Annotated in this window: 10 protein-coding genes; 7 read left to right on the top strand and 3 right to left on the bottom strand. The window is 42.6% G+C overall.

The window, feature by feature from the left end; all coding sequences use genetic code 11:
- Positions 1-12 precede the first annotated feature (12 nt).
- Entirely contained in the window at positions 13-909 is an 897-nt protein-coding gene (locus tag ACSX1A_RS13750) for an alpha/beta fold hydrolase (protein WP_439880217.1), read from the bottom strand.
- A 154-nt stretch (positions 910-1,063) separates the two neighbouring features.
- On the opposite strand from ACSX1A_RS13750, the gene asnB reads away from it, so the two are divergent.
- The 3 genes from asnB (at position 1,064) to ACSX1A_RS13735 (ending at position 5,362) form a co-directional block, all read left to right on the top strand.
- Positions 1,064-2,971: an asparagine synthase (glutamine-hydrolyzing) gene (gene asnB, locus ACSX1A_RS13745; RefSeq protein ID WP_439880216.1), complete on the top strand. Its 1,908-nt coding sequence runs from the start codon at positions 1,064-1,066 to the stop codon at positions 2,969-2,971.
- Between the two features lie 75 nt (positions 2,972-3,046).
- Complete coding sequence (locus ACSX1A_RS13740) at positions 3,047-4,399, top strand: UDP-glucose dehydrogenase family protein (RefSeq protein ID WP_439880215.1); 1,353 nt, start codon at positions 3,047-3,049, stop codon at positions 4,397-4,399.
- A gap of 6 nt (positions 4,400-4,405) precedes the next feature.
- The gene (locus ACSX1A_RS13735; protein ID WP_439880214.1) at positions 4,406-5,362 is read left to right on the top strand and encodes a UDP-glucuronic acid decarboxylase family protein; all 957 of its coding nucleotides are present in this window, start codon (positions 4,406-4,408) and stop codon (positions 5,360-5,362) included.
- 39 nt (positions 5,363-5,401) lie between these two features.
- Here the strand turns inward: ACSX1A_RS13735 and ACSX1A_RS13730 are convergent, their stop codons facing one another.
- Positions 5,402-6,610 (bottom strand): polysialyltransferase family glycosyltransferase, encoded by a 1,209-nt coding sequence (locus ACSX1A_RS13730; protein WP_439880213.1) that lies wholly within the window; start codon positions 6,608-6,610, stop codon positions 5,402-5,404.
- Between the two features lie 37 nt (positions 6,611-6,647).
- Here ACSX1A_RS13730 and ACSX1A_RS13725 point away from each other — a divergent pair, with 37 nt between their 5' ends.
- From ACSX1A_RS13725 to ACSX1A_RS13715, 3 genes are all read left to right on the top strand, one after another.
- Complete coding sequence (locus ACSX1A_RS13725; protein WP_439880212.1) at positions 6,648-7,718, top strand: glycosyltransferase; 1,071 nt, start codon at positions 6,648-6,650, stop codon at positions 7,716-7,718.
- Positions 7,719-7,783: 65 nt separating this feature from the next.
- Positions 7,784-8,929, top strand: coding sequence for a glycosyltransferase (locus ACSX1A_RS13720; RefSeq protein ID WP_439880211.1), 1,146 nt, complete (start codon positions 7,784-7,786; stop codon positions 8,927-8,929).
- A complete protein-coding gene (locus ACSX1A_RS13715) occupies positions 8,926-9,990 on the top strand; it encodes a glycosyltransferase family 4 protein (protein WP_439880210.1) in 1,065 nt (354 codons plus the stop codon). The genes ACSX1A_RS13720 and ACSX1A_RS13715 overlap by 4 nt, the downstream gene beginning before the upstream one ends.
- Here ACSX1A_RS13715 and ACSX1A_RS13710 read toward each other — a convergent pair.
- Complete coding sequence (locus ACSX1A_RS13710) at positions 9,987-11,222, bottom strand: tetratricopeptide repeat protein (protein WP_439880209.1); 1,236 nt, start codon at positions 11,220-11,222, stop codon at positions 9,987-9,989. The genes ACSX1A_RS13715 and ACSX1A_RS13710 overlap by 4 nt on opposite strands.
- A gap of 111 nt (positions 11,223-11,333) precedes the next feature.
- Here ACSX1A_RS13710 and ACSX1A_RS13705 point away from each other — a divergent pair, with 111 nt between their 5' ends.
- Complete coding sequence (locus ACSX1A_RS13705) at positions 11,334-12,248, top strand: M20/M25/M40 family metallo-hydrolase (protein WP_439880208.1); 915 nt, start codon at positions 11,334-11,336, stop codon at positions 12,246-12,248.
- The last annotated feature ends 144 nt before the right edge of the window (positions 12,249-12,392 follow it).

Below are 12,392 nucleotides of genomic sequence, written 5' to 3'. Positions count from 1 at the left end.
TAAGGTTAATAATTAATGTTGATCTACTAAGTGGCGTTTTTTCTGCTCTTCCTTCACAAAATTGCTTACATAGTTTGCTACTTCCTCAGCGTTATCCTCCTGCAGGAAATGCCCGCCATCTTCAAAATGAATAACGTAGCTTTCATGGAAGAATTTTTTCCAGCGTTGAAGTGCTTCTATCTTAATCAGTTTATCTCGTTCTCCCCAAAGTATAAGTGTCGGGATATCCTGTATCTTTTTTCGTTGTTGCCACAATTCCTCATACCATTTGGTTACACCCACAAGTTCGCGTGCACAAGCTAGCTTTCTAACGCGCTGGTTAGGGTTTCCTAAAGCCTTTACATAATGCTCCTTAATGGGCTCTGGCACCTTGTCCTCGTTCCCGAACAACTCGTTAACCAGCGTGTGAGCAGATACATTGAGCTTGGAGTGCAGGAATTTGCCTAAAGGACCTACCAGGTATTTGCTGGTTTTGGTAAAGGTCTGGTGCTTTGACAAGGACCATGTCCAGGAGTTGATCATGGCGATGCGCTGTACGTTCTCCGGGTATTTAATAGCGTACGCAAGGCCAATTGGAGTTCCAAAATCATGCACCAACAGGGTAATATCCTTTAGCTGCAAGTGCTCCATTAGTTTCTCAAAGTTAGCTGCATGAGCCCGGGGCTTGTAGCTAAAGTTATCGGGCTTATCCGATAGACCGAAACCTATCATGTCCATGGCAATGCACCGGTATTTTTTGCGGAGGATCTTTATCAGATTTCGGTACACGAAAGACCAGGCGGGGGTACCATGTATCATTACAATCGGGGCTCCTTTGCCTTCGTCAATGTAATGCATTTTACCAGCTTCCAACTGTAGATAGTGCGATTTAAAAGGATACTCCTTCGTATCCAACCATTCTGGTTTCATAGGAATTAGGGTGTGTCTGTTTTAAATATACTTTGAAAGGGGGCAGAGGTTGTTTAATTTACTTAAAATGCGGCTAGTCCTACGTCAAAATTTAGGGGCGGTATCCTGGTAATATGCCAACAGTAAAACAGAAAGCTTAACTTTACAAGTAGTTATGTGTGGATTAACAGGAGTATTTGCTTTCTCGGAGAGTGGAAAAGTTATGCAGCAGCAGTTGCAGGCAGCTTCCGGAGCCTTACAGCACCGCGGGCCTGATGCGGCTGGCCTGTTTTTGCATGGGCCCATCGGCCTTGCCCACCGCCGACTTTCCATTATTGCCCCTTCACCCAATGCGGATCAGCCTTTTACAGACCCTCAGGGGTGTTGCACCATTGTGCTGAACGGAGAAATATTTAATTATCAAAAGCTGCGGGAAGAACTTCAGGTAAAAGGTGTGCAGTTTACTACGTCCTCTGACACGGAGGTGGTTTTGCAGTTGTATAAGCGTGAAGGGCAGGAGTTTCTGAAAAAACTGCGCGGGTTCTTTGCATTGGCAATTTATGATTCTCAGCAGCAAAGCCTATTCCTGGCCCGAGACAGATCCGGTGAGAAACCGCTCCTCTACTACAAAGATGCCGACAGGTTTATGTTCGGTTCAGAACTTGGTGCCTTGTTCGAGCTTGGGGTTCCACGTGAACTTGATTATACTTCATTGTATCAGTACCTGCAGCTCACTTACGTGCCGGCCCCTGCCAGTATGATCAAAGGAGTAAAAAAACTGCTGCCTGGCCATTCCCTCCTGATCAAGAATGGCAAGGTGCACAATAGCATGTGGTATCGGCTACCTTTTGACCCTGAAAAGGCATCACATAATTTACTAACGTATAAACAACAACAGGCAAAACTGAGGCAACTTATGGAACAGGCTGTATCAGACAGGCTTGTTGCTGATGTGCCTGTTGGAGCTTTTTTAAGTGGCGGAATAGATTCCTCGGTAGTAGTTGCCCTTGCCTCGAAGCAGGTTGAAGGCCTGAAAACTTTTTCTGTGGGGTTTCCGGAGCAGCCTTATTACGATGAAACCCAATATGCCCGGTTAGTGGCACGGAAATACAATACCAAACACACCGAGGTGCTGTTAACAGGGCAGGAGTTATACGATAATTTGTTTAGTACGCTCGATCATTTCAGTGAACCCTTTGCTGACTCGTCCGCACTTGCCGTTTATGCTTTAAGTAAACATGTTGGGCAGGAGCTGAAGGCAGCGTTATCAGGGGATGGTGCCGATGAGCTTTTTGGCGGTTATAATAAGCATCTCGCTGAATATAAGGTATTAGCAGGCGGGGGCAGTGCAAGTGCAGTTAAACAACTTAAATTTTTATGGGATGTTCTGCCAAAATCAAGAAACTCTTTTACTGCAAACAAGGTAAGACAACTACAGCGCTTTGCTGAAGGAGCAAACCTGCCGATACGGGATCGTTATTGGTTTTGGGCTACCTGGCAAAAGGAAACAGAAGCACTCATGCTACTGAAGCCCGAAAACCGAAGTGCAGCAGCCAACAGGTTATACTTTGCACGTAAAAGCCGCTTGCTTGATTGCTTGGATAAAAAACCATATAGTATTAATAGCGTACTTTGTGCCGATTGGAATCTAGTGCTGGCAAATGATATGTTGCCAAAAATAGACCTGATGGGCATGGCGAACGGCTTGGAGATCAGAAGTCCTTTTCTAGATCATCGGGTCGTTAAGTTTGCTTTTTCGCTACCTGATGTTTCCAAGATAGAGGGAGTAAAGCGAAAACGCATATTGCTCGATACTTTTAATAGTGTGTTGCCTCCAGAACTAACTAAAAGAGGGAAACAGGGATTTGAAGTTCCGCTGAATAGTTTATTAAGAGTACAGGCAAAGGATTTAGTAAATGATCTGCTGGCTGATGACTTTATACTAAGGCAGGGTGTTTTTGAAATGCAACAGGTTAGGAAGTTGCGCAATGATTTGCTGAATGGTAGCAGTGCCACAGCATATTTACAAATATGGAGTATACTTGTATTTCAGTATTGGTGGAAGAAATATATGGCTGAGTAATAATCTTTACCGGCTAGTATTAAGTGATATTAAGATAAAAACATAAATTTGTAGTCTTACCCAAAAGTTTAACCTATGAGAATAGCTGTAGTTGGTACGGGATATGTGGGCCTGGTGACAGGAACCTGCTTTGCGGAGGTGGGGATCGATGTGACCTGCATAGATATTGATGATAAAAAAATAGAAAACCTGAAGAACGGCATCCTGCCGATCTATGAGCCGGGTTTGGATGAGATGGTGGCACGCAATGCGCAAAAAGAACGCCTTACCTTCTCTAACGACCTGGCCTCGGTTATAAATAGCTGCGGCTGCGAGGCCGCCTTCATCGCTGTGGGCACGCCTCCGGGTGAGGATGGCTCAGCGGACCTGAAGCACGTACTGGCAGTGGCAAGAAGCATTGGCCAGAACATGAACGACTACATGGTAGTGGTAACTAAGAGCACGGTACCGGTTGGCACAGCGCAGAAGGTACGCCAGGCCATTGAGCAGGAGCTGGAAGCCAGGGGAGTCGACATCGCCTTTGATGTGGCCTCTAACCCCGAATTCCTGAAAGAGGGAGCTGCCATTGATGACTTCCTGAAGCCTGACCGCATTGTAGTGGGAGTATCCTCTGAGAAGGCTGAGAAAGTAATGAAAAAGCTCTACAAGCCATTCCTGATGAACGGCCATCCGCTGATCTTCATGGATATCCCTTCTGCAGAAATGACTAAGTATGCAGCCAATTCTATGCTGGCCACCAAGATCAGCTTCATGAATGATATCGCCAACCTGTGCGAGATCATGGGGGCTGATGTGAACATGGTGCGCAAAGGCATAGGCTCTGACGCCCGCATTGGCAACAAGTTTATTTACCCGGGTATCGGCTACGGTGGCTCGTGCTTCCCGAAAGACGTAAAGGCGCTGATCAAAACAGCCGAGGACAACGGCTACGAGATGAAGGTGCTTAAATCTGTTGAGCAGGTAAATGAGAACCAGAAGTCAGTGCTGTTCAATAAAATAGAGAAGCACTTTAACGGGGACCTTACCGGTAAGACTTTCGCTATATGGGGGCTTTCTTTTAAACCGAAGACTGACGATATGCGGGAGGCTCCTTCGCTGGTGATCATAGAGAAGCTGCTGGCGCGGGGTGCTAAGGTGCGTGCCTATGATCCGGTGGCCATGAAAGAGGCCAGACACACACTTGGAGACACCATCGAGTACGGCAAAGATGAGTACGAGGCACTGATCGACGCAGATGCGCTGCTACTGGTTACAGAATGGCCGGAGTTCCGCTCCCCTAACTTTAACGTGGTAAGCAAGCTAATGAAAGATAAAGTGGTCTTTGATGGTAGAAACATCTATGAGGCCGCAGACATGCGTGAGAAAGGCTTTACCTACTACGGAATCGGTATAAAGCAACAGGTTCAGCAGGAAAAGGAGATTGTATAAATGACAATGAAAAAAGTACTCATTACAGGTGGGGCAGGGTTTCTTGGCTCACATCTATGTGATAGATTTATAAAAGAAGGTTACCATGTAATTGCCATGGATAACCTGATCACGGGCAGCCTGGAGAATATTGAACACCTGTTCAAGTTGGAGCACTTCGAGTTTTACCACCACGATGTGTCCAAGTTTGTACACGTACCGGGCGAACTGGATTATATCCTCCATTTCGCCTCGCCGGCAAGCCCGATCGATTACCTTAAGATACCGATTCAGACGCTGAAGGTGGGCTCTTTGGGCACGCATAACCTGCTTGGGTTGGCTAAAGCGAAGAATGCCCGGATGCTCATCGCCTCCACTTCGGAAGTTTACGGTGACCCACTGGTGCACCCACAGCAAGAGGATTACTGGGGTAATGTGAATCCGGTGGGCCCGAGAGGTTGCTACGACGAAGCCAAGCGCTTTCAGGAAGCCATGACCATGGCTTACCACATGCACCACGGCCTGGAGACACGTATTGTGCGTATCTTCAACACTTATGGCCCGCGCATGCGCCTGAACGATGGACGAGTGTTGCCTGCTTTCCTAAGCCAGGCCCTGCGAGGCGAGCCGCTAAGCATTTTCGGGGATGGCAGCCAGACGCGCTCCTTCTGCTATGTAGACGATTTAGTGGAGGGTATTTACCGCCTGCTGCTGAGCGACTATCACATGCCGGTGAACGTGGGTAACCCATCAGAGATCACCATTAAGGAGTTTGCCGAAGAGATTTGCAGGCTGACAGGCGCTGAGCTGAAGGTGGAGTACCAGCCACTTCCAAAAGATGACCCGCAGCAACGTCAGCCGGATATCACCAAAGCCCAGGAGATATTGGGTTGGGAGCCGAAAGTAGACCGTGCAGAGGGCTTAAAGCGTACGCTGGAGTACTTCAAAGAGAAAATCATACTACCTGCCGAGCAGGAAGCTTAGTATAAAACAGAAGAGGCTGCACATGCAGCCTCTTCTGTTTTATACCTCGTCGCTTAGTAAAATATCCCGCAGCCTTTCCCCGGCCTTCCCGTCAAACTTATACATCCATTCTTCCGTGAACTTAGCCTTATTGGGCAGCTGTTTTTGGTGCAACTCATCAATGTTGGGTAGAAGAGTATGCAATTCTTCCAGATCATAAACAGGATGTGCAACGCCAACGTCTATAAAGGATTTTGAAACGTTCAGTTTGCCAATGGGGTGGTTCTCCAGTGTTATAACTGTAGTATGTTGTTGTGCAATTAGAGGCAGTAAATAAGTTGAAGCAAACCCTAAAACAATGGGAGTTTTAGGAATAAGGTGGAGCATGTCCTCATCATTCACTAGCCTGATATTGTTATGAGAAGGAGGTATTTGTCGTGGATGTGGTTTAAGATGCAAGTTAAAGCCATACTTAGCGGCAATGGTTACAAGTTGCTTTATAAATTGATCATACTTTGCTTGTGTCCAGCCAAAAATGCCTCTTTCTGCAAGACCCTGATCGATGAACAATATATTCTTTTCTAGTACAACAGGCTCTAAAGAACTTAAATGATCAAAGATTGGGATTCCGATGAAATGTACTTGCTGATCAGCAGGTAAATAATCTAATATTCTATGTACTTCGTAGGTTTTGGGACTAAAGGCAATATAAGAGTCTGCAGTTCGAAGCGGCGAAGGGATAATTTTATAAGTTTCCCAAAAACTTTTTCTTCTTCTGATCTTTACAAAAGCTCTAAAAAAATCTGCCTCCTCGCCAGGTAATAATTTGGTTGTATTTATTATAAATAGTCTGGCCCTGAACCTTGAATAAAATTGTGTTGCTCTTTTATAGTATATATTATATATACTTTCTTTTTGTGGAAGAAGAAAAGGTTCTAACCTAATATTAATATTTAAGTCTCTTAGGCCATGGTCAATTAGGAAAGTCTCTAAATTTCTAACTTTACATGCTAGTCTTAAGGCTACATGGTGATAAGACTCGATAAAGAAGAAAACTATTTTAGAGGGTTTGGTTTTATCTATTAATTCGAATGCATCTTTGTAATCTCCCCAGAATATAGCTTTACCGAACAGACTATGGTATTTATTATTAATTTCTTTTTGTGAAGAGAACTCTAAAAAGTAGAGCTTGCAATAGCTATTACACGCTATGAACAAGTTTACAAAGTCTTCTCTGTTGTAATTGCCAACTACTAATATATTTTGCATTTAAGAATATTATTCTCATTCATGAGTATATTGCTTTATGAAAACTACGGTATTGCATGTTATTGAGACGCTTGATAGAGGAGGTGCGGAAAAATTTTTTGTAAATTATATTAATGCACTTCCAAATCACTACATTAATATAGTAGTTATCCTTCGTGAACCTTATATTTTAAGCAAAGAATTAACAAATGTTTCTGAAATATTTTATTTAGAATTTAAAGGCAAATCTAATATTCTAAGTGTAGCTTTTAAACTCAATAAGATTACTAAAAAATGTAAAGTTAATATAATTCATTCTCATCTTTTTTGGCCAACATTAGTTGCAAGAATTGCAAAACCTTATAATGTGTATCTAATATCGAGTGTGCACAACCTGATATCAAAAGATGCTTTCGAACCAAATATTTTAAGTAAAATCGCTGAAATTCTTACTGCTCATCTTACAAATTATTTTATTTTCGTTTCAAACGAAGTAAGATTAGATTATATAAAACATATAAAAGTGAGTAAACCGTCATCTGTTCTATATAATTTCTTGGACAATGAGTTTTACGCTAAGAATTATAAGATTCATACTAACTTAACAAAAGAATTCAAATTAGTTACAGTTGGGAATCTTAGATATCAAAAAAATCACTCTTTCCTTATTAACTGTTTGCAAAAGCTTAAGAGTCAAAATATTAACTTGGATATTTATGGAAGTGGAATTGAATATGAACAGTTATTAAAAAAAATTTTCAATCAAAATATTACCAATGTAGAACTGAAGGGTAGCACTGCAAATATTTATGAAGTAATTGGGGAATATGATGCTTTTGTTTTGTCAAGTAGGTATGAAGGTTTCTGTTTGTCAATGGTAGAAGCTATGAAAATGGGTTTGCCATGTGTGGTTCCTGATTTAAGGGTGCTAAAAGAAGTTTCAGGCAATACACAAGTCTATTTTTCTCAACAGAATGAAGATGATTTTATAGAGAAGATACTAAAAATAAAGAATGATCATAAATTAAGAAATACTTTGGCTGAGAATGGGAAAATAATGGCTTCAACGTATCAACCCAAAAAACATTTACAAAAGCTGATAAAAATATACCAAAAAGCGTGTTCGTAAGCACAAATCAAACTCTTCTACTTATCTGTTACTGGAGCACGAATGATATATTAACAACTTCTGCTGTGTTACCACATGTTAAGGTTTTAAAAAAACTTAGTAATGTTAGTAATATTATACTAGTAACAATTGAGAGAGATAGTAAGCCTTTTAATAATCTTTCTGATGGTAAAAAAGTAACTCATATAAGTTTAAAGAGTAAAAGCATTTCACTTAACTTATTGAACAAAGTCAGTGACTTTGTAATATTTCTTTACCACTTAAAAAGAATTACTAAGTTAGAGCATGTAGATAAAATCGTCGCTTTTGGCTCATTAGCAGGAGGTCTTGCCCTCGCAGTTAATCGTATGACTGCAATACCTTTTTATGTAGCTTATTATGAGCCCCATGCACTTTATATGCTTGAATCCAAAGTGTGGAAATTTTTTGATATAAGATATTTATTTCAGCATAGGTGGGATAATCAACAGGCTTTAAATGCTTCAGGTTTAATAACTGTCTCGCATACTTTATATGATAAGCTAATTTCCGAAGGAGATGTAGATCCTAAATTGTTATTAAGGGTTCAAAATGGAGTAGAGCTAGAATTGTTTACTTTTAATCATGAAGCAAGAATAAAAGTTAGGCAAACTTTAAATTTTCAAAGCGCTACAATAGGCATCTACGTTGGCAAATTCGGCGACCTTTACTACAAAGAGGAAGCATTTGAGATTTATAAGAAGTGCTTCGAACTTATCCCAAACTTCAGATTGATCATTCTGTCTCCACAGCCTAAAGCAGAAATCCTGCAACTCCTGCAGGAGCAAGGTGTTGACACAACTAAAGTACACATTGCGTCTGTTCCTCATCATGAAGTACCTGCTTACCTATCAGCTGCTGATTTTGCTTTTGCAACTTATAAACCGGGGCCTTCAAAAAAATATTTATCCCCGATTAAGATAGGCGAATATTGGGCAAACGGCTTGCCTGTTCTGCTAACAGAGGGAATAGGGGATGATAGTGAAATAATTGAGCGGGAAGGGGGAGGGGCCTTATTTAACCTGCATAAGAATGGCAGTGTAGAGCATGCAATAGTGAGGATTATGGAGATCATGAAGGACCCGGGACATCGGCAGGAAATCCCAAAGCTTGCCCATAAATACAGGTCTCCGGAAAGGATTAAAGAGGCTTACGAGTACTTTTTTGGTAATGGGCAGGAGGTAAAAGAGTGAAAGTGCTGTTTGTAGTACCCTACCCTTTAGGCAAAGCCGCTTCTCAGCGGTTTAGGGTAGAACAGTTTCTGCCTCTTCTTCAAAAGCATAATGTAGATTATGATCTGAAGCCATTCTGGTGTTCTGATGCATGGGCATTACTTTACAAAGAAGGCTATGCACTTTCTAAGCTATTTCATGTTATTAAGGGATTTTTAAAAAGGCTGCTACTCCTCTTACAGTTGCCTGATTACGATTATGTTTATATTCACCGCGAGGCCACTCCCGTTGGTCCACCATGGTTTGAGTGGATAGCAGCTAATCTTCTTGGCAAAAAACTGCTGTTTGATTTTGATGATGCTATCTGGCTGGACAATACTTCGTCAGAAAATAGGCTTGCCGCAAAGTACAAGTGGCACAGCAAGACAGCAGAAATTTGCAGGTGGAGTGAAAAAGTGAGTGTAGGAAATAAGTATCTGCAGGAATATGCAACACGTTTTAACAAACAAGTTGTCTGCTTACCCAGCACTTTGGATATTGTGAACAGGTACAACGAGTTAAAAGCTCAGAACACAGCGAGGACAGTAATAGGCTGGATAGGTTCTCATTCCACATTACCCTACCTGAAAATCATTGAGCCTGTATTGCAGCAACTGGAAGAGAAATATGCGTTTGATTTTGTAGTTATAGCTGATAAGGTTCCTGAACTGAAATTGCGTTCTCTCTCCTTTGTGCCATGGAACCCTGAAACTGAGGTCAGGGACCTGCTTCAGTTCAACATTGGGGTAATGCCTTTGCCGGATACTGAATGGGCGAAAGGGAAATGTGCTTTTAAAGCAATTCAGTACATGGCTCTGGGCATTCCGGCTGTTGTTTCGGCAGTAGGAGCTAACACAGAAGCTGTGGTAAATGGCGATACAGGTTACACCTGTACTACTAACCACGAATGGTACGAAAGCCTAAGCCGATTGCTGCAAGACACAGCATTAAGGACGGATTTAGGACTAGCAGGGCGTGCCTGGGTAACAGAAAAGTATACCATGCGGGCACATGAGCAGACTTTTATAAGTTTGTTCTCTTAACTCTTTCTGTTGTCTTTCAGGTACTTCTTAGCTTCTTTGTAAGGAGATGATTTCTTTTCACTGGCCTGTAAAACAAGACTATAATACCGCTTGGCAGCAGCTTTGTCTTTTTGCTGATTCGCAATACGGGCTAAATTCAGGTAGGAGTTAATGAAGTAGCCGGAATCACGCTCATTGCTTATTTCAGCATACATGATAGCATCCTGGTAATATTTCTTGGCCTTGTCAAAGTCGTGGTATTTGTTCTGGTTGATATATGCCAGAATATAAGAGGCATACCTTCCGCTCACGGCTTCGTAGCCAGGCATTTGTTGCTCCAGCTTGGTCAGGATGTCTTCTGATACGCGTTCAGCTCTTGTAAACTGCCCTTGCACAAAGAGTAATCGGGCATAATAACGTTGGAAGTAAGCATTGTCAGGGTACTTCAAGGCTAAGTCCTGAGAGATTTTAAGTGCTTCATTCATGTTGCCTTCCTCATTGGCATAGATCTTCATCAGGAAGAACTTGGACTCGGTACCCGTATAGAATCCGGTATTCGCCACATAGCGCAGCTGCTTCAGACCTAATCGTTTATCTCCGTCCGGGAAGAACATCAGCACAGGACGCAACATTTTATAATTTTCGTGTATCCAGACAGCGTAGTAGTTGAACAAGGCCTCCCCGAATAAAAACTCTGGACTTAGACCATTGCCGGCCTTGGCACGTTCCATGTACTCCAGTGAGTTTTTGCTTGCTATGGTAGCTTTGCGCCAGTTGCTGCGCTCAGAGTGCAAACGGCCTGTAAAACCATAGGCAGCAGCCAGGAAGAAAGCAGCCTCAATGTTTTCATCATCCTCGTACATTTTCTCCGCCTTTTGTATGGTTGTATCCATATAAGCAAAGAAAAGGTCATCATATTTAAGGGTTTGAATATTAGTAGGCACAATCTTCCACCATTGGCTCAGACCCATCAGAAAGTATGGAAGCGGATGCTCCGGGTAGCGGCGGCGTAGCGACTTGAACTGCTTTTCAGCTCGCTCGTACTTAAAGTTGTACATATTATCCACAGCCCCTTCCAGTTCATACTGTACCTCTTTATTAAGCAGGAGCATACCTTTCACTTTTACCGCTTCAGGCAACACTTCGATGGACTCAATGGTGACCTGGCGCATAGCGGTTGTATCAACAGGAGCCTGAGCTACTGTTATAGCTGATATACTAAGTGAGAAGATGGTAAATAATAGCTTCTTCATTAAAATTTTATATTTCTATGCCGGTTTGCTGTGTTGCCTTCTGGGTAGGGCTTGAGTAATAAAAGTACAACAATTATATTAAATTTGAATTCCATAAATGGAAAATAACCTATGAGACTTTTAGAACAGCTTTGCAAAATACATGCCCCATCGGGTAATGAGAGAAACCTTTCAGAGTTCCTGCTAAACTATATTGAGGAGCATAAAGTTCAGTGGAAAAAACAACCAGTCGTATTATCCGGTGAAGGATTTCAGGAGTGCATTTTGCTGGTTTTCGGTGAGCCGCGTGCTGCCATTTTTGCACACATGGATTCAATCGGTTTTACTGTTCGATACAGAAAGCAGCTGGTTAAAATAGGAGGCCCTGTAGCAGAGAAGGGCTTTAAACTGGTAGGGCAGGACGCGCAGGGCGAAATTGAATGCAGTCTGAAGTATGATGAAGAGGAAGGGGAGCTGTTGTATGATTATGAACGTGAGATAGAGCGCGGCACCGAACTGGTCTTTAAATGCGATTTCAGGGAGACAGAAGAGACCGTGCAGAGTTGCTACCTTGATAATAGATTAGGAGTCTGGAGTGCCCTGAAAGTTGCCGAAACCCTGGAGAATGGCATTATTGCTTTTAGTTGCTGGGAGGAGCATGGAGGAGGTTCTGTTGCCTACCTATGCAAATATATCTACGAGAATTATGGCGTAAAACAGGCCATAGTGTCTGATATTACCTGGGTAACTGAGGGGGTGAGGCCTGGCAAAGGGGTTGCTATTTCTATGCGGGATAGCCTGATACCACGGCGCTCCTACGTAGAGAAGATCATTGCTATTGCGAAGGAATCCGGTGTGCCTTACCAGTTAGAAGTGGAAGGGGCCGGTGGAAGCGATGCAAAAGAGTTGCAGCACAGCGCTTACCCCTGGGACTGGTGCTTTGTAGGAGCCCCGGAAGATAATGTGCATACCCCTGATGAGATAGTTCATAAAAAAGATATCAAGAGCATGGTGCAACTGTACGAGGCTCTGATGAAAAAGCTTTAGCGAAGGTTTAATGCTGATTAAGATACAAGGCTGACTTTTACAGAGTCAGCCTTTTTATATGCTTTTACTGCCTTAAACACGTCTATTGGGGTGTTTAAGGATTATTGGTGGCTGTGTGCCTGCAAGTGATTAGCAAATAAGTGG

The sequence above is a fragment of the Pontibacter sp. MBLB2868 genome (genome assembly GCF_051904785.1).
Taxonomy (GTDB): domain Bacteria; phylum Bacteroidota; class Bacteroidia; order Cytophagales; family Hymenobacteraceae; genus Pontibacter.
The sequence above is the reverse complement of the archived record's forward strand: the minus strand, read 5'-3'. Positions and strand labels throughout refer to the sequence as shown.